We start from the raw sequence: 18,300 nt of genomic DNA on the forward strand, positions 1-18,300 counted from the left end.
AATAAGGCCGTGACGCACAACAAATGATCGAGCCGCCCAATGTCGATATCATGCAACGCTGCCCACCAGCCCTGACGGACACTTTGCCAATGGACCGCCGCAACCCCTATCTGGACATGCACTTCTGCTTCGATCACCCAGAGGCCCTGAACCAGGCCGGTGTATTCGATGACAGCGCGCGGCAGGTCGTGGGCAGCGCGATCGGCCATTACCGCGCGCAGACGCTGCGGTCGCAGCTGCAGTATTTCGACTGCGATCTGCAATTCCCCGACCCGTTGCGCATCCACAAGGTGCTGCCCGACAGCGTGTGCATCGTGCACGTACTGGGTGGGCAATGGCAGCATCGGGTTGACGGTCGGCTAAATGAATACACGCCCGGCGCGCCGCATGTGCTGGGCTTGAGTGAAAGTATGGAAGCCATGGACCAGATGCCTGCCGGCAGCCGTGCGCGCATGGCCGGGCTGCGCATCGGCGGCGACTATCTACGCGAATTGGCTGAAGAAGACCCGTCACTGCAATCGCTGGCCAGGCTGCTCGACGATGGCATGCACTTTTCCGAACTGCACGGCTGCCGTGTCGTCGGGCGTTTGTTCGAGCGCCTTTATCACTCGCCATACCAGGGGACGTTGGAACGGCTGAATCAGGAAAGCCTGAGCCTGGCCGTGCTGGTCGAGCTGGCGACGCACCTGGCGCCACAGCCGGCCAATCCTGAGACCGCGTTGCGCAGCCATTCGGACCTGGCGCACGAAGCACGCTTCAAGCTCGACGCCAACCTGATGAACCCACCCGGCACTCTGGCGCTGGCACGGGAACTGGGCGTGGGTGAAACCACCCTGAGACGTGCCTTCAGCCGGGTGTACGGCCAGTCGATGCTCGATTACCTGCGCCAACAGCGCTTGGAACTGGCGCGCAGCCTGCTGCGCCAGCGAAAATGGCACGTGGCACAGATTGCCCACCGCCTGGGCTACGCCAACCCTGCCAACTTCAACCATGCCTATAAGGCGTATTTCGGCCATGCGCCAGGGGCGGAATTCTGACGTTCGCTGCGCCTGCTCTGTCGGCTTACGCATCAGTGCGCCGAAATGCTCACCTCTTTGCGTCTTGCTCGGCGCATCGTCAGCGTTCTCGACCCACTCATGCCCTTCGGCCGCCCACTGTCTCTCGAAGCAATTGCTCGAATTTTCGAGCGGTTGTCTCCTCTGTGCTTATAGTTCGGCATCGACGGAGTTAAATGCATTGAAAACATGTTCGGGGTTGAAGGGGTGTCCATGGCAGGCCGCTATCGGCCGATTCTGTTGGAAAAGTCGGCCATGGTTTCCGCGGCAGAAAAGTAAGCGCTTGAGATTGAAATTTTTACTTTGTGCAGAGGATTTCGGGCTCAGATTCGCGTAGCTGTGCGCAAAGAATGCATTTTGAGCAGTCAGTACGCGGGCAGTCTGGAAGTACCGACTTTTTCAACACAATCGGCCGTGAGCTGACCTACATAAATAACCGCTATGGGTCGATTGCCGCCGTCGCGATCAGGCAGCAACAAGGCGCAATGCGCTGGCCGTGCACTCAAGTCGTAATCAATCGCCGCTGCCTGCACGCTCCAGCAGCCACTGACAGAAGCTGCGTAAAGAGGATGGGGGGTTGCGGTGGTGAGGCTGCATCAGATGCAAGCGTCCTCGACTGACCATCGTATCTGGTAGGGCCATGACCAGACGACCGGACACAAGTTCGGTCTCCAGCAGGCTGCGCCAGCCTAGGGAGACGCCTTGTCCGCGTATGGCTGATTGCATCAGCAGCTCAAAGCTGTTGCTGCGCAGCGCATGACGCGGGGTGCTGTACACCTCGCCGATGGCCGCAAACCAGTCCGCCCAGGTCAGCCAGTCATGGAAATGGTCTTCAACGATCAACAGCGTGTGGGAGGTCAGCAGTTGTTGCGCACTCTGAATACTGCCGCGTCGCGCCAGGTATTCGGGGCTGCATACGCTGATGACCTGTTCGTGCTGGAATACCGGCGATAGATCCAGCCCGTGGGGTGAAGGGAGTTCGTCCAGGTGATAGAACAATCCAAGATCATATTCGCTGACGTCGATGTGTTGCGGGTTTTCGCTGCACAAGATGCGGATGTGTAGATCCGGGTACAGGCTCTCGAACTCCGGCAGCAATTGCGCCAACCATATCGAGCTGATAGTGGGTGTGGTGGCCAGCGTCAGCTGGCGATCCGCACCGCGACGACGCAGCTCTGCAGACTCGCGATCAAGCTCTCGCAACACTCGTTGCACCGTGCGGAAATATTGATCGCCAGCAGGGGTCAGGGTGATGCCCGTTGCCTGCCTGTGAAATAAAGGTCGGGCCAGGTTTTCTTCCAACCGTTTGATTTGGCGACTTACCGCACTCTGGGTCAGGTTCAATTCGTGGGCGGCCTGAGTGAAGCTCAGTTGACGTGCAGCCGCCTCAAAAGTTTGCAGGCAGTTGAGTGGCGGTAGGTCGACAATGCGGCGCGACATGTCAATTCCAGAGGCTAGAGGTGGGGCCAGACAGAGCCAGCCTGCGCCCATCCTGCCATCATCTGTATCACAAGGCGACTCGCGCCACTCGTTCCTCCCATGTGCGGCGATGGACCTCCTTGCCGTTTTCTCGCGCCACTTGCTCAGCACTGACATAGAACCACTGCTCATCAGCGCAGATACTCAACTGGCTATCAACCTCCACCCCCCATTCGCCGCGGCCTGCCCGATAGGACCATTGGATATCCGCCCGGGCAGAGAACGGATCCCACGGAAGGATCCGATATTGCTCAGAGCATTTCTGGTCGACCCATAGGCCATGATCAAGAAAACGCATGGCACCCAGATCATCCTGGATATGCACGCACACTTCGCCGCTGCCGACATCCTCGTTCAGGCTGCGCTTGGGCTGAGCCTTACGAATGGTCTCTAGCACGGCGGGCTTCGAGCTTTGAGGCTCTTCAAAAGGACAGTCCACGTGTTGCCCGGTAAACACCGGTATCTGCACGCTTTGCAGTTCAGGCAGGAGCGTCAGCGTGGTCAGCTCGCGGCTCGGCCAGATTAAGGGAAAGCTTGCCGTGCTGAGGGAAATGCGCAGACGATAACCGGCCGGCAGGCGGTAACCAACATGATCCAGATTTAGGCGAACTTGCATGAGCTCGCCGGGTACGGGCGGCGCTAATGTGCTTGGATCGTCACGGAGACTGAGATTCAAGACCCCGTAGGTGATCTGCGACACCTGCCCATCCGGCGCAACAGCGTTCAGGCGAGCCACTAACTGACCGCCTGCGGTATTGCTGGCAAGACGCAGATTCAAACGGACATCGCCTAGTATCTCGAGCGTTTCGCCGAGTACCGGGCTGTCGAAACACAACGAGTTGGCATCGTCGCGGCGCTGGTCCGTTGGGCCGTCAGGGCCAAACCAGATTGCACAGTATTCGCCTTGATGCAGGCCTGTGGTCAGCGGGGAACAAATACTTAGCGAGTCTTCCAGTACATCACAGCCTTTGTTCAAGCCAGAAGCGCCAAGGCTGTAATCCATCCATTGGATTTGTTCGTCTGGCCAGCCATTGGTTTGTACCCAATGGCCGGGGCGTTCGGCGTAACTGCCACGGGGCGGCAATGCATCCTGAAGATAAAAACAGCTTGTTGGACCATCCATCACGCCGTTATCGATCCCCTTGAGCCAGTAGTCCCACCAGCGGCGAGCCTCCTGAAGAAATCCGATGGCAGGATTGGGCACGGCAAAGTGTGGATATTTGTGGATCCACGGTCCGACCATCGATTTTGTTGGGCTTTGCAGGTGCTGCATCATGCGCGGAACGCTATTTTTATACGCATCGCCCCAACCGCCAACGGCATAAACTGCCGCTTTGATAGCTGAGTAGTCTTCGCATACCGATCCATGACGCCAGTAGCCGTCGCGTGTCTGATGCTCCAGCCAGGTCTTGGCCAGCAACGGCATGGCGTTCAAGCGTTCCAACCACTTCTCGCGCCAGCCGTCGCCCACCAGCAATGGATCCGGGACTGCCGCGCTGAAGTTCAGCATCGTGGCCGCCCAGCCAAAATTTTCCAGCAGCAAGTTGCCACCTTTGTAATGGATGTCGTCAGCAAAGCGATCATCCGTAGAACACAACGTAATGATCGCTTTCAAGGCCTCTGGCTGCCGAGCAGCAACCTGCAAGCTGTTGAACCCGCCCCAGGAGATGCCCATCATCCCGACATTGCCGTCACACCAGGGTTGTTCGCACAGCCAGTCGATTACTTCCAGCGCATCATTCTGTTCCTGCAAAAGATACTCGTCAGCCATGAGCCCCTGAGACTCGCCATTACCGCGCATATCAACACGTACGCACACGTAGCCTTGGCCCGCCATCCAAGGATGGGTCAGCGCGTCGCGTACAGCTGTGCCGTCACGCTTGCGATAGGGCAGGTACTCCAGAACTGCTGGAAATGCCTGCACAGTCTCGGTCTGTGGGAGCCAGATTCGTGCGGCCAACTGTGTGCCATCGCTCAGGGGTATCAGGCAATGTTCGATCTCCCGCACGGTGTAAGCGAACTCTTCAATCACTTTCATTCAATCTTCCAAATCAAAACATGCGCGAACGGATCGCTGCCCGCCCGGCCGGCTTCTGCCGATGAATTGCTTGCCAACCACCGCAATGGCAGCGGGTGGGCCTGTAAGGTGTTGGTCGAGCAGGTTAATAGCGTCAAATCACTGCATGACTTCGCCCACACGAGTACCTGCTGGCGGCTCCGGGTCGAGCGCTGTTTCAGTGACGTTGCCGGAGAGGATCTCTGGGTGTCTTAGCCAGATGAGCAGGGAGGTACTGGCGAGTAAAACGATGATCATCCCTGGCAGGCCGCCGAGGTTCGAAAGCATTTTCACGCCATCAATGCCTACAAACGCCACCATCACCCAAGACACGACGCCAATGATCACGCCCCAGACCACCTTCAGCAGCGGGTTGCCATCAAGATCCGAGTCCGCAGTCACGCCCTTGCTGCACAGATTGCTTATGACGTCGGTACTGGAGTCCGCCGCAGTGACGAACGAGATGAACGCGACAAACAGAAGGAAAGCGACCATCAACCCGCTGGCGGGAAGTTGCCGGAACAACTGATAAAGCACATGTTCCACGCCTTGGTCAGTGAGTACTTTGTTCAGGCTGCCATCGCCCAAGGCGTCGAAATACAGGCTGCTACCGGAAAAAATGCAGATCCACAGGCCAGTAAACAGCGCGGGATAAAGCATGGTTATCTGAACAAATTCACGTACGGTATAGCCACGTCCGATCTTGCCGAGAAACATCGCACTGACAGGCGCCCAGGCGAACCAGACCGACCAGTAGAAGACACTCCAGCTTTGCGGCCACGCGTCTCCACTTGCGGCGCCGGTGAACAGGCTCATGGCGAAGAAATTATCCAAATACACGCCCATCGATTCGACACCAAGGCTGAACATGTACAGAGTCGGCCCACAGATCAGCACGAACAGACCCAGCGCGAGCATGATCCAAGTATTGAATGAGGAGAGCATTACGATACCGCGCTGCAAGCCGCTGGCGGCGGAAGCCACGAAGGTGATGACGATGACGCCGATGATTAGGGCTAGCCGCAACGGCGTCGTTTCGCCACCGATGTACTGGCTCAGGCCACCTGAAAGCGTCAGCGCGCCGGTGCCCAGTGAAGAGGCCATTCCGGCGACCAGTGCAAACATGGCCATGGTGTCGATAAGGCCCGCGCTGCGTTTGACGCGCGCTTGCCCCAGCAATGGCTGCAGCATCGAGCCAATAGAGAAATTGCTGCGCAGGTTGTAGAACACCAGCGCGAAGACGAGCGACGGCACCAGATAGATCGCGTAAGGCGTGATAGTCCAATGCAGAAACATCGTGGCCATAGCGAAGCTTTTTGCCGCCGCGCTGGCTGGTTCAAGCGATAGGCTGCTCGGCGGCGAGTGCAGGTGGTAGAGCGGCTCGGCGGTTGTCCAGAACAACACCCCGACCGCCAGCGTTGTACATAACGCGACCATGAACCAGCGCCATTTGCTAAGCAGCGGTTCGGCATTTTGACCGCCAATACGTACCTTGCCCAACGGCGAGAAATACACGACAAACGTCAACATTACCAATGCGAAAGAGCCCGCGCTGAACAGCCATGAGAAATTGGTGAGGATCAAGCTGTTGAGCTGCGAACTTGTGCGCAGGAACGACTCAAGGTCGACGTAGCTGGCGGTGACAGCCGCCATCAGAATCAAAAAGGTCGGCCAGAAAACTAACGGCCGTAACGGATACTTCATCTCGTGTCTCCCGGACAAATAGTTCTTAGCCTGAAGTGGCTTTGTTATTGCGCACTTTGAACGCATCCCGCATCGGGTTCGCATCGAAGTCTCGAGGGGCATATAGATAACGTTCTAAAGCCATTGCGGCGCAATCAACAATTTGGCATGGGGGCATTCCGCAGCGACATGTCGCACTGTTTAAGCTCATATCAGATGACGAAGCCGTCAAAGTGCCTACAATTAATGCAAACGGGTCCAAGCTCATGTCCAACGCCTACCGACGCGGCTTTTTCTTGCCGTATTCGGCGGCGTAAATCCGGTTCCAGGTCGCGGACTTCACTTTCGGTGTCGTATAGCAACTGGATGTAGCGCAGGGCTTGCTCGGCGAGCGTGCTTTTATTGGTAGCGTCCAGCCAAGTCACCTTGCGTGATTTCGCCAGATATCAGCTGATATGCGAGCAATTTGCTCTGCATCGCTTACCGATCGGCTCCCCTTGTCATCGCCAAGACGGAGCATCATGATTAAGCAATGACTAAGAATGAGGAGCACACGCTTGCGTAGCTCAAGCAGGTATCCATTAATATGGCAGTAACTGGCCGGTGTCACTCGCCCGCTGCGTAGGTACCTCTTCAAGTGTCGACATTGCGCCAGGTGAGCCTCTGAACGCCAGTCCACCTGATGCAGACGGCAGCAATCGCCCCATAGGCAGCGTTAGCGCTGCGAGCATCACAAAGGGCGAAAGACGCTCATCTTCTTAGCGAGTATGCTGGCTTATCGAATACATAAGAGTGAGCAAGGTAATGAAGATCACTGGGCGAGTCGAAACGGAGGTCGTGACCGACGTAAAGTGTGACATCTGCACACGATCGACCCGTGTAGACGCTGACGGGCTTCAATTCGCTACTCTCAAAGCAAAATGGGGATTTGGTGCGAAGCACGACGGCGAGCGCTACGAGTTCCACCTATGCGAGGGATGCTTTTTCGGCACGATTGCATACTTCAAGCAAGAGCGGCGTGCACAGGATCTATTCGATGAAGCCGGCCAAGATACTTCCACTGATAATTTTGGCTTGATCATTAGAGATGACTTTTTTGGTGATTCAGGAAACGGGGGGTAGGCCTCCAGCGCTGACCATTAGATCAAGTTGTAGATGTTGATACGCGCATTAAAATGGCCGCTCCTGACCGATCCTGTTGGAAAATTACGCATTGGTTCCGAAACCACTCGCAAAACCACTGCTTGCACATATTCGGAGGATGCAATCAATTCCAACAGCCTGGAACAAGGTCAAACCAGCGCCAACATTTCTACACGATAGTACGGATGAAACCTCCTACTTCGGTTTCTTAGGTTTGGAAGGCGCTAACTTATCCATATATTCACGGAACGCCTTACCTTGCTCCTCGACACTCAGATGAGTTACCGGAGTTCTACGGCGCGGTTTAATAGCCGTAGATGTCTCTGCAACTGGGGCCTCCATATCTTTCGTAAATGCTCTCTCTTTTTCGGTCATTGCAGAATCAAACACTGTGGCAATGACCCGCTCATGACGATCGGCTCGTGCGAAATTCACAACGTTGGTCTTCATCGCAACAGGCAAATCGAAGGGGCATTGCAGGTCTCGATTCGTTTTCTTTTTCCGGCCGCCCAGCGCTAGCAGCTGCAACTCCTCTACCTCCATCGCACTTACGGTGTACGCGGCAGAACGGTAGGCACGAGTGATATCGGATATATCCAAGTACTGCCGCCCAGCGTCGCGACACTCCACGTAGGCCAGCTTTAGGAGCAGCACCGCCAGCCGCTTGATCCCAAAAGTGCAGCGGTACAACTCGGCGGCCAGCTCACCGAGCTCGACTTTTATGATGCTGTTACTGACCCTCAAGCATTCTGCGACGTACCTCTGCCAGTCTTGGCTGCCCGGATCGTCCGGTAACATGATGCGAGGGTCGGAGAGCAACCGCTGCTTATCTTCGCTGTTTCTACTGAAAAGCTTGTGGCCCAAACTATAGTTACATACAAAAACCATAGGAGGGCCGATCGCAGCCATAGTCAATAAAATATCCGTCACCTTAGCGGCCCCGGAACCAGTGTTGCTGTGCTGCATTTCCTCCAACAGTGCAAGACAAACGCCATCTCGGTTGGCACGACGACGAGACTCCTGAAGCAACTGAGCGACAGTTGTCCTCCCGACAGGTTTGTCATCCCCGAAGACAAAGTCTTCGAGCAGCGCTTTGCCACTCGCTTTACCCCGAGCGCTCGCATACCAATGCGACACCAAGGTCACGGTGCCCTCATAAAGCTCGCACGAAAGCTCCACTGGCGTCGGGAGTACCTTGCGCAGAGCAGCAATGGTTTGGCTTTTGCCAACTCCTGCCAGCCCGGTTAGACACACTGGGGAAACCTCCACATCTGGCGGGCTGAAGATTTTTGAGGCATAAGCAGCCTCACTACTGAACAACTGCCGGTTGTGAACCGCCGCTTTGCCGACCATGTCTCTGATAAATGCGAGCGAGAACTCGTTAGGAATGAAAACCTGTTTGAGTGTGCTTGCGAACTGTTCAGCCGCAATCATGACATCGACGTGGGCAAGCGCTGAGACGGGCTCAGGCTTAACTGTGACTTTGGTACGAATCTTTTCCACGATAAGAGAATCATTGAACCTGGTATCTATCACCTTGTTCATCCGGTTTTCCCCTGAAAACGGTCATGGTCCGCAGAGTCCCGCTGTGCTGCCGCATTTTTTGGAGGGCGACCTTTCTTTCGTTTACCGGCGAACGCATCCTCGCCCGTCTGCTGTTTGTAGATGTCCCAGAAATATTGCTGAGCGGCAGGGATTTCGTCACGAAGGGCGGCGGCGCCTTCACGTCTCATCTGATCAATTACCTGCAAGTCCCGCAGGGAGATATCAATCGAACCTCCAGGGGTTCGTTGCGTGCGCAGGAAATCGAGCTCATAGAGCTCGCCATATACCTCTACCCAGATATGGCGGACGCACATCGTAAGGGTAAAGACCGTTGTTGAGATGACGCCATCTTTAGCGACACGATCAAACACTCCCGTAGCAATCAGGGACGGAGATCTGTATTTGCGACCATAAAAATACACGGCATCACGTCGAATAACTGCCGGGCGCTCATCTAAGAACGTTCTGATACCAGTGTCGAAATGCATATGGTGAGCAGAGTTCCGCCCTCGAATATCCCAGTAATTGAAAATCGCGAGTGGTGTGGGCTTTACCCTAGCTAGAATCAGCTCTTCGTCCAGGCGACTACTGGCATCAGATGTACGGTTGTCAACGAGTACCTGCGTGATCTCCCGACTTGCCATCTCCGCGAAATTAAGCTTGCTGTGGAAATAGGTCGGTTGGTCCAGGGTCTTTTTATCTCGAGGATGAGATGCCTCCACGGAAGCCTTGGACTGCCCCGAAAACACAGGGGTATTCTCGAAAGTGCCCAACCAATTGATCTGCGCCTCTACGTCATAGGTCGCTCCAGGACCGCGGTCGAATACAAGGCCTCGCGCAAGTCCGATACTTGGCCATTGACCTGGCTTAATCGTCTTCCCAAATAGTTCACAATACTTGACCTTATCGCAGGCCATCGAGAATAGGCACATTTCGTATGCCTTCATGTTTTCCGCACCTTCGGCGAAGCCTATGCCAAGAATCATTCCCGAAAGGCCACATAAAGCACGGACCACACAAAAGCTATCAACTGGACTACCTTCTGAAATGCCTGAAATTTTCTCCGAAATGTAATAGCCGTCGAATTCCACATGCTGGTTCACGTTTAACAGCCGGTCAGCAAAGCTTCCCTGCGAGCCGGAAATGGCGCGAGTCTTATGCGCGCCTCTAACAGCAATAGACCGATGTCTTGAGCTAACCGTTTGTTCTACCTGGTATCTGACCTGAGAAAGCGTCGGGAAAGGGTCACCTTTTGGGTGAATGAACTCAATGTTGCCATCCTTTTCGACTGCCACGCAGCCAAACACCTTCGTCACTATGTCGCGGTAGATGCCGTTGGCAGTCTTGTAAGGAGAGCAGAAAGCTAAATACCCAGAAAGAATCTTTTCCTTCATTGCCAAGTCCGACCGATACCCCCAGTTCTTTCCCTTGGATGAGGGCCGACCCAGCCTACGCACATAGGAAGAATCATCCCGCTTCCAGCCACCTATGCGGTGGAGTGGTGGCATTAAAGTCCATTTGTGCTGACCAAACACGGCATAGGTATAAAACCAAAGACGCAGGCGCGAAGCGTTTTGTTGAGGCCTAAGGGCTTTAGCGTGGCAGTTGATGATGGAGTCTGGGTTATCACTGGAAAGAATCTCCTCAAGCCTAAAAACGAGATCGGATATTGCGGCGAAGCGGCGATTGACCTTCTGATCGTAGGTCTCCACTGCCGACACACGTAGGCTTTCTCGATACGCGACAGAAGTACGGTTCACTGGCTTCAACCACGGTGGGGAGTTATCCGTCATATCATCCTCCACTATCAGACCAGCTTCGAGCGCATCCTCGAACTCGATCCGCGTAAGCGTAATCAGGTGGGAACTGAGCGCTTTACCATCGTCAGCAAACTCAATCAGACGTACCCGGTTGGTACCGCCGTTACTGTGTAGAAAGTGATAGGTCACACCCTTTGCCAAGCATTGAAAACCTTCTGGCGCAATGAGCCTTGAACCCGTCATCACGACTCTTTCTCCTGAAAAAGCGCGCCATACATGTCGAGCAGATCGCCACAATCTATCGATAGAGGCCGATCAATAAGGATGGGCTGGAAAAAGTTGACCGCCAGCTTGCGCTCCCATATGTCTTGGTAGATTTTCGTAATGAACTGATCGCGGCTCCCCCAAAGTTCAGCATGCCTTATCGCTACATAGGCTACGGGCTCGCCTTCTTTAACGGCTTCCAAGACCGCAGCGCTGAAGTCTTCGAGGAGGGTAGGACTAAGTGTTAGCGGGATGTGGTGAGTCGCGAACAACAGGTCTAGGTTAGCGACCACTGTAGGCTCGACTGCGTCGAGGGAAACCTGCACAGTCCGTATGCCCGCGCTTGCGTAGTAAGCCCTTTCCAGCTCAGTACGGAGCTGAGCATGAATGCGGTCTTTGCTCTGCTGTACCGGTGTTTTCGCGCTGGAAAATCTCCGCTCTCCAAAAGCTTCTTTCCGATCCTTTACCGTCCAGTTGAGGGCATATGGCAGGCCGCTCGCGTCCAGCAGGTACAGCAACAGGTCGCCTTGATAAGGGAACGGGATTTTTACTCGGCGCCCATCTGGCAAGTCAACAGCGATTTCGTAGTGCTTGAATCCAAGCTGTTTCGCAATATCAGCTGTTCCTGTTATCTGAGGTAGGAATAACCCCTTTGTTAGCGGATGGCCACGCAGTGGATGGGCCGATGTCAGCGGCCAGAGCATTTTTTGTTCGTGCAAGTCAATCAACTGAGGATGGTATAAGGCCAGTTGGGCAAATACCTTCTCAGGGGTTGAAAGCGCGTGAACCGCACGGCCCAGCTTTCGGCTATTGATCCTACTAATGCGTGACCCTTTAGGTCCCTCACGGGGCAAAGCCAGAGTAGAGGGAATGTACCTCTGCCCCCACTCAAAACCACATTGGCGGCGCATTATTCTGTCGAGTCTTAATGATGGGTTCATATCAGCATTCCCATTTCAAATTAGCCACGAGCTCATCCAACTTGGGGATAAAACTCAATGACTTACGTGAAGCCCTTGCCAATCAGGCAATAGCAATCTCTCTCTGTGTGGATAACACAGAGTTTCTTGTGGATGAACGAAGCCGTGCGAGACTTGACGTCTCACAGGTAGAGATAGAGAATGGAATGGTCAGACGTAGAAAAACTGACTTATCCACAGGGGCCAAGGTCGCACTTGAGCCCCTGTCTCTTTTCTGGCTTCTATACAACGCTTTCCTTTAAGTCATCGGTCAAGCCTGTTTTCGAGGTTAGTATCTACAAGCCAGCTTCTTGCTCCCCAAGGGGAAAAGCCTTTGCTGGTGTTAGCAAAATATAGTACTGCTGGGCCCTGCAAAGTTACAACATAAAGCGAGTTTCTAGCGACGGCTTCACATGCAATCAACTATGTGAGGAACGCCTCAAGAATAGCGTGGCTGCCTGCCTCCGAGCATCTGCTATTATTTAATGATATAGAAACAAAGATTTTATGATTCAATGATACGAGAAAATATTTTAATACGTCGGTGAGTTATTTTGTTGCGACAAAGATGAGTCAGAAGTCTGGGTGCGACGTTTAGATTTATCACTCTGCGCGGCAGGATTAGGTGGTGACATGGCTACGGCATGGAGCTCGAAGACTGACCCTATCTTGCGCTGGCTCGAGGATGAGACTTTTTTTAGCATCTGCAGTCGGCAACATTTGATCCTTGGACACTTAGACGTATCCAGCACCCTTGCTTGGCTATACGGAGAAAACCACCGCGCCATTATCCATGATTTTCCAGGCAATCTGAACGCGTTGGATCATAAGTTAACAGCGTGCTGGGGCTGTTCGCATACGATCATTCATGAACACACCATCCTACCCGTATTTTGTCCATTCCAAGCACCACAACGGGTCGAAGCGGCTGAGAACTTAATGAGGGGGTCTTCGGTCGGATCGTTGAAGTACCTATTAGGCTTAGTTACTGGCAAATTCGGAGCTGAGCATCCACTGAAAGCGTGTAACCGGTGCATGCACGAAGATCGGGTCGCCCATGGAACAGCCTATTGGCATCGCGCTCATCAGTTTCCCGGAGTACTGCTGTGCCAACACCACGACTCAGAACTGACCGAGTGCACAATCAACCGTCAATGGTCAGGACGATTCAAATGGGTGCTTCCGGACGAAAAGTATCTGGAATCAAAACAGCCCGCACAGACGTCAAGCTTTATGCTTTCTTCGATGCGGGATATGATCTTAGCTTTAGCGGAAGTTGGAAGTTCATTCTCTTTCAACTCTCATTTGGTCTCCGCGCTGTACAAAGAGCGCGTTAGCTTTTTACAATCCTCAAACGCGGACGGATGGAACGCTGCATCTTGTTTTGTCACACATATTTCGGAATTGCAGCAATATCCTCCGTTCACTTGCCTTCCTAAAAATCGGAAAGAAGCGGAAGTTTTCATTGCTCAAATGGTCCGCAAGCCTCGCGGCCACTGCCATCCTTTGAAGCATCTAACGTTTATACACTGGCTTTTTAGCGGGTTTTCAAAATTCTATGAGGATTACTTACGCTTCAGTGCGCTGCGCGGCTTGGCTTACGAGGAAGTATCAGCTCAGGCAACAGATCCCGAGCGCCTAGCCTTAGCTCCTGCCTACAATAGCTATCACTTAGTAATCCGCAAGCCTAAGAAAATCAAGCCTAAGACCCGAAAAATGATCATCAGGCATTTGCATTCCGGGATCAGCAAAAAAAACCTATGCTCAATGTTCGCTATCACAGTCTGCACGCTAAACCGGATTATGCGCTCTGAGCAAGGATTGCTAGCCACTTGGAAAGGTAAACAATTCGCACAAAGTTTATTAAGACATCGTTCCGAATGGACGGATGTTCTTGCAAAAAATAGCGAATTAAGCCCCAACAAAATTCGGCAAATCATTCCTAACAATTATGCTTGGCTGTACCGAAACGATCGAAGCTGGCTGAACACCCAGATCAGGACGATGCGGAGTGGCCGCATTGGCAATAATTCAACTGTGGATTGGAATCAACGTGATAGCACACTCTATGCACTGGTCAGTTCGATTCTATTTAAAGAGTACGGCACCCTCGATAATCTCACTGTGTTGCCGCAGGATCTACATAGACTAATACCTTCGTTGTCTCGTGCACTCGCGAAGCGTACTCGCTACCCCCAGACGAGATCATTGCTGGCAAAGATAACGACACGCTGTCTTGGCAACCAAACGACACGTCCATCAGACGGGCACGAGCGGTAATAGACTAGTTTTTGCAGAGCGTTCTGAAAGACCTGCTAACGAAATAAGCTTTCTATACATATTTGCTAGTATGCGGCTGCACTCCCCCCCTCCGAGATGCACCATCCACTCGATACCTAATAGGAACTGAGGATTTTTCACGACAAGTTGACATAGTATCATTGACACGAGGCAATTCATGTCCTAGGCGGCATACTTCTGATACAAAATCCGCAAAACTATCAAAACCGAGAACTATACACTCAAATATAAAATAGCTTATTCCTTCACCATCATATTTGTACTGCTTATCCATGGCAAGTCGTGCTGCTGATTTATGTAGATCATTGATGTGAGAATTTAGATATATGCCTTTTTTTTGAGCAGTTAAATTTTCGCGGGTGAGTCGTTCAAGAAGTACTGGGTACGCAAATTCCTTAGGAACACAGAACTCAAATGAGCACATATCGTCGAATATTATTGCGGGCTTAAGTCCACCTTCGACATAGCTATAAGTTGCATCCAACTCCCAGAATTTTCGGCCTTGACAACCCTCCCACATTGACCGGAACCCCCTACCAGCGCCGTGATCGGAAAGCGCAACACCACAGAAAGGACAATCGTATAATAGTTTTAACTCATGCTTGGCGCAGACCATAATAAAGTCTGGTAGACGGCGCCAATAAGAAAAACCAAGCTCACTGATATCATCCTTAACACAGCGTAAGCAAAATGCAGGACTTCGTTCTTTATTTTCAATAAAGTTTTTGTAGAGATGGAATTTATCCCCTGAATAAGACATATCCGCAGCATCGGGATTGAACAGACCCTTTAGCGGATAGATTGTATGGTTATGTATAAGCCGATTGAACCCATAACATCCACTCCAGCCTAGGTACTCCGCAATTGCTCTCACATTTTTATTTGTCATCTTAAACTGAGAAGCATCACTGATCGTTTTCTCAGAACCGCCAGGAGGACTCAGGAATATGCAACGCTCGACATACGAGCGCAGTGACTCATTGTGTTGAATTTTCGGACGCACGAGATTTTCTGCTAAGAGGCGACAGGTAGTTTGAGAGCGGAGCAAGTCGATGCGGAATGGTCTCGCTCGCCGCGAGTTTCGAAGCGAACGAGCCCTTAAATGGCGGAGGAGAAGGGCCAGTCGGAAAAAACTGCGACAGTTTTAATTCACAAGCGACAGTTTTAATTCTCAAAAACCACACGCTCATTTGCTGTGGATAACTTATTCCACAGTCACCGACTTCGCCAAGTTACGCGGCTGATCCACATCCGTGCCCTTCAACACCGCCACGTAATACGAAAGCAGCTGCAACGGAATGGTGTAGAGGATCGGTGCCAGCGCATCGATGATGTGAGGCATGGCGATGACGTGGGTGCCTTCGCCGTTGCTCATACCGGCTTGTTCGTCGGCGAAGACGATCAGTTCACCGCCGCGTGCGCGGACTTCCTGCAGGTTGGACTTCAGCTTTTCCAGCAGCTCGTTGTTGGGTGCAACGGTCACGACCGGCATGTCGCTGTCGACCAGCGCCAAAGGACCATGCTTGAGCTCACCCGCCGGATAGGCTTCGGCGTGGATGTAGGAGATCTCTTTGAGCTTGAGTGCACCTTCCATCGCTACCGGGAATTGAGCGCCTCGCCCCAGGAACAGGGTGTGGTTCTTCTCGGCGAACAGCTCGGCGACTTTCTCGACCGTGCTATCCATGGCCAAGGCTTCACCCAGACGAGTCGGCAGACGACGCAGCTCTTCGACCAGCTCGGCTTCAACGCCCTCAGCCAGCGTGCCTTGAACCTGACCGAGCGACAGGGTCAGTAACAGCAGCGCGACCAGTTGAGTGGTGAAGGCTTTGGTGGACGCCACACCGATTTCAGGACCGGCCTGGGTCAGTAATGTCAGGTCGGACTCGCGAACCAGCGAGCTGATGCTCACGTTGCAGATGGCGAGGCTGGCGAGAAAGCCCAGCTCTTTGGCGTTACGCAATGCGGCCAGGGTGTCGGCGGTTTCGCCGGACTGGGAAATCGAGACAAACAGCGTGTCCGGTTGTACCACGACCTTGCGATAACGGAATTCACTGGCAACTTCCACCTGACATGGAATACCTGCCAGCCCTTCCAGCCAGTAACGCGCGACCATGCCCGCGTGGTAGCTGGTACCACAGGCTACGATCTGCACATTGCGTACTTTGGCAAACAGCTCGGCTGCTTGCGGACCGAATGCCTGCACCAGAACCTGCTGCTGGCCGAGACGGCCTTCAAGCGTGCGCTGCACAACTTTTGGTTGCTCGTGGATTTCCTTGAGCATGAAGTGGCGGAACTCGCCCTTGTCAGCGGCTTCTGCGCCTTCACGGTATTGAACAACTTCACGTTCAACCGGCAAGCCATCCAACGACCAGATCTGCACGCTTTCACGACGGATCTCGGCGATATCGCCCTCTTCCAGGTACATGAAGCGGTCGGTGACCTGACGCAGCGCCATTTGGTCAGACGCGAGGAAGTTTTCCCCAAGGCCCAGACCCACCACCAGCGGACTGCCGCTGCGGGCGGCAACCAGCCGGTCAGGCTGTTTGGCACTGATCACTGCCAAACCGTATGCGCCGTGCAGCTCTTTGACTGAAGCTTTCAGCGCCACGGTCAGGTCAGGGGTGTCCTTGAGCTTGTGGTGCAGCAAGTGGACGATGACTTCAGTATCGGTGTCGGACACGAACACATAGCCCAAGCCTTTGAGGCGCTCGCGCAACGGTTCGTGGTTCTCGATGATGCCGTTGTGGACAACTGCCAGTTCATCGCCGGAAAAATGCGGGTGCGCGTTACGCTCGCAGGGTGCGCCGTGGGTTGCCCAACGGGTGTGGGCGATACCCAGACGGCCCAGCAGTGGTTCGCCTGCCAGCGCCTGCTCCAGTTCGCTGACCTTGCCGGAACGACGGCGGCGATCGAGCACACCGGCATTGCTGAACACCGCAACGCCAGCGCTATCGTAGCCGCGGTATTCCAGACGCTTGAGGCCTTCGACCAGGATGGCGGTGATGTTGCGTTCAGCGACTGCGCCGACAATTCCACACATAAGTTTTCTCCTAGCTGACAGCGGCGCAAATCAAGGTTATGCCGCGGGCTTTTATCTGTTCGCGCGCCTCGGATGGCAGGCGATCATCAGTAATAAGGGTGTGGATACTGCTCCAGGGCAGCTCCAGATTGGGTATCTTGCGGCCCACTTTGTCCGCCTCGACCATCACCACTACTTCGCGGGCGACTTCAGCCATGACGCGGCTCAGCCCCAGTAACTCGTTGAAAGTGGTGGTACCACGAGACAGATCGATGCCGTCGGCACCGATAAACAACTGATCGAAATCGTATGAACGCAATACCTGCTCCGCGACCTGGCCCTGGAAGGACTCTGAATGCGGGTCCCAGGTACCACCGGTCATCAACAGAACAGGCTCATGTTCCAGTTCGCTCAGTGCGCTGGCGACGTGCAGGGAGTTGGTCATCACCACCAGGCCAGGTTGCTGGCCCAGTTCGGGAATCAACGCGGCAGTGGTGCTGCCACTGTCAACGATGATTCGCGCATGTTCGCGAATTCGCTGCACGGCGGCACGGGCGATGGCTTGCTTGTACCTGGAGACAGGCTGTGAGCTTTCGCTGATCAGTTCTTGAGGCAGCGTGACCGCACCACCATAGCGACGCAGCAGCAGACCATTACTTTCGAGTGCAGCCAAATCCTTGCGAACCGTAACTTCAGAAGTTTCGAAGCGCCTGGCCAGCTCATCCACGCTCACTTCGCCCTGCTCGCTGAGCAATGCAAGGATATTGTGGCGTCTTTGAGGTGTATTGCGTTTCGACATGGCTGACTTAAGTTTCGATTCGTAAGATAACGAAGGCAATCAAAACCTATTCGAAGGAAGACGTCAAGCTTGATGTGATCCCTGTAGGAACGCGCTTGCCCGCGATGGCGTCAGCACACGCGATATATTCATCGACTGACAGATTGAATCGCGGGCAAGCGCGCTCCTACAGGTCTCCGTTTGCTTCGCGACAGCTTAATTTCAGCTATACCGCGACAGAGAATCAGTAGCCGTCCT

11 protein-coding genes and 1 pseudogene are annotated in these 18,300 nt (G+C 53.8%); 2 read left to right on the top strand and 10 right to left on the bottom strand.

Annotation, left to right across the window (positions count from 1 at the left end; translation table 11 throughout):
* Positions 1 to 89: 89 nt before the first annotated feature.
* Positions 90 to 1,037 carry a helix-turn-helix transcriptional regulator gene (locus AO242_RS20620; protein WP_099270339.1) on the top strand — a complete coding sequence of 316 codons (948 nt, stop codon included), beginning with the start codon at positions 90 to 92 and terminating at the stop codon, positions 1,035 to 1,037.
* Between the two features lie 531 nt (positions 1,038 to 1,568).
* Here AO242_RS20620 and AO242_RS20625 read toward each other — a convergent pair.
* The 7 genes and pseudogenes from AO242_RS20625 to AO242_RS20660 form a co-directional block, all read right to left on the bottom strand.
* Positions 1,569 to 2,495, bottom strand: a complete 927-nt coding sequence (locus tag AO242_RS20625) for a LysR substrate-binding domain-containing protein (RefSeq protein WP_099270182.1) — start codon at positions 2,493 to 2,495, stop codon at positions 1,569 to 1,571.
* A 67-nt stretch (positions 2,496 to 2,562) separates the two neighbouring features.
* Positions 2,563 to 4,572: a CocE/NonD family hydrolase gene (locus AO242_RS20630; protein ID WP_099270183.1), complete on the bottom strand. Its 2,010-nt coding sequence runs from the start codon at positions 4,570 to 4,572 to the stop codon at positions 2,563 to 2,565.
* 138 nt (positions 4,573 to 4,710) lie between these two features.
* Positions 4,711 to 6,294: a BCCT family transporter gene (locus AO242_RS20635; RefSeq protein WP_099270184.1), complete on the bottom strand. Its 1,584-nt coding sequence runs from the start codon at positions 6,292 to 6,294 to the stop codon at positions 4,711 to 4,713.
* 257 nt (positions 6,295 to 6,551) lie between these two features.
* A pseudogene (locus tag AO242_RS30265) lies at positions 6,552 to 6,704 on the bottom strand (IS66 family transposase); the annotation flags it as partial.
* A gap of 907 nt (positions 6,705 to 7,611) precedes the next feature.
* The gene (locus tag AO242_RS20650; RefSeq protein WP_099270187.1) at positions 7,612 to 8,961 is read right to left on the bottom strand and encodes a transposase; all 1,350 of its coding nucleotides are present in this window, start codon (positions 8,959 to 8,961) and stop codon (positions 7,612 to 7,614) included.
* The gene (locus AO242_RS29815) at positions 8,958 to 10,967 is read right to left on the bottom strand and encodes a transposase (protein ID WP_257153484.1); all 2,010 of its coding nucleotides are present in this window, start codon (positions 10,965 to 10,967) and stop codon (positions 8,958 to 8,960) included. Before AO242_RS29815 ends, AO242_RS20650 begins: the two co-directional genes overlap by 4 nt.
* Positions 10,964 to 11,926, bottom strand: coding sequence for a transposase (locus AO242_RS20660; protein ID WP_099270188.1), 963 nt, complete (start codon positions 11,924 to 11,926; stop codon positions 10,964 to 10,966). The genes AO242_RS29815 and AO242_RS20660 overlap by 4 nt, the downstream gene beginning before the upstream one ends.
* Before the next feature lie 651 nt (positions 11,927 to 12,577).
* Here AO242_RS20660 and AO242_RS20665 point away from each other — a divergent pair.
* A complete protein-coding gene (locus tag AO242_RS20665; RefSeq protein WP_099270189.1) occupies positions 12,578 to 14,224 on the top strand; it encodes a TnsD family Tn7-like transposition protein in 1,647 nt (548 codons plus the stop codon).
* Positions 14,225 to 14,276: 52 nt separating this feature from the next.
* On the opposite strand, the gene AO242_RS29320 is transcribed toward AO242_RS20665, so the two are convergent.
* From AO242_RS29320 to AO242_RS20675, 3 genes are all read right to left on the bottom strand, one after another.
* Positions 14,277 to 15,248, bottom strand: a complete 972-nt coding sequence (locus tag AO242_RS29320; protein WP_141562231.1) for a hypothetical protein — start codon at positions 15,246 to 15,248, stop codon at positions 14,277 to 14,279.
* A 201-nt stretch (positions 15,249 to 15,449) separates the two neighbouring features.
* Positions 15,450 to 17,285, bottom strand: a complete 1,836-nt coding sequence (gene glmS / locus AO242_RS20670) for a glutamine--fructose-6-phosphate transaminase (isomerizing) (RefSeq protein WP_099270190.1) — start codon at positions 17,283 to 17,285, stop codon at positions 15,450 to 15,452.
* Between the two features lie 10 nt (positions 17,286 to 17,295).
* Complete coding sequence (locus AO242_RS20675; protein WP_099270191.1) at positions 17,296 to 18,063, bottom strand: DeoR/GlpR family DNA-binding transcription regulator; 768 nt, start codon at positions 18,061 to 18,063, stop codon at positions 17,296 to 17,298.
* Between the last annotated feature and the right edge of the window lie 237 nt (positions 18,064 to 18,300).

It is taken from the genome of Pseudomonas sp. ICMP 561 (assembly GCF_002699985.1).
Taxonomy (GTDB): Bacteria; Pseudomonadota; Gammaproteobacteria; order Pseudomonadales; family Pseudomonadaceae; genus Aquipseudomonas; species Aquipseudomonas quasicaspiana.

Bases quoted from the DNA above. Each gene is read 5' to 3' on its own strand.
- AO242_RS20620 (WP_099270339.1), top strand. From the start codon at position 90: ATGGACCGCCGCAACCCCTATCTGGACATGCACTTCTGCTTCGATCAC.
- AO242_RS20625 (WP_099270182.1), bottom strand. From the start codon at position 2,495: ATGTCGCGCCGCATTGTCGACCTACCGCCACTCAACTGCCTGCAAACT.
- AO242_RS20630 (WP_099270183.1), bottom strand. From the start codon at position 4,572: ATGAAAGTGATTGAAGAGTTCGCTTACACCGTGCGGGAGATCGAACAT.
- AO242_RS20635 (WP_099270184.1), bottom strand. From the start codon at position 6,294: ATGAAGTATCCGTTACGGCCGTTAGTTTTCTGGCCGACCTTTTTGATT.
- AO242_RS20650 (WP_099270187.1), bottom strand. From the start codon at position 8,961: ATGAACAAGGTGATAGATACCAGGTTCAATGATTCTCTTATCGTGGAA.
- AO242_RS20660 (WP_099270188.1), bottom strand. From the start codon at position 11,926: ATGAACCCATCATTAAGACTCGACAGAATAATGCGCCGCCAATGTGGT.
- AO242_RS20665 (WP_099270189.1), top strand. From the start codon at position 12,578: ATGGCTACGGCATGGAGCTCGAAGACTGACCCTATCTTGCGCTGGCTC.
- glmS (WP_099270190.1), bottom strand. From the start codon at position 17,285: ATGTGTGGAATTGTCGGCGCAGTCGCTGAACGCAACATCACCGCCATC.
- AO242_RS20675 (WP_099270191.1), bottom strand. From the start codon at position 18,063: ATGTCGAAACGCAATACACCTCAAAGACGCCACAATATCCTTGCATTG.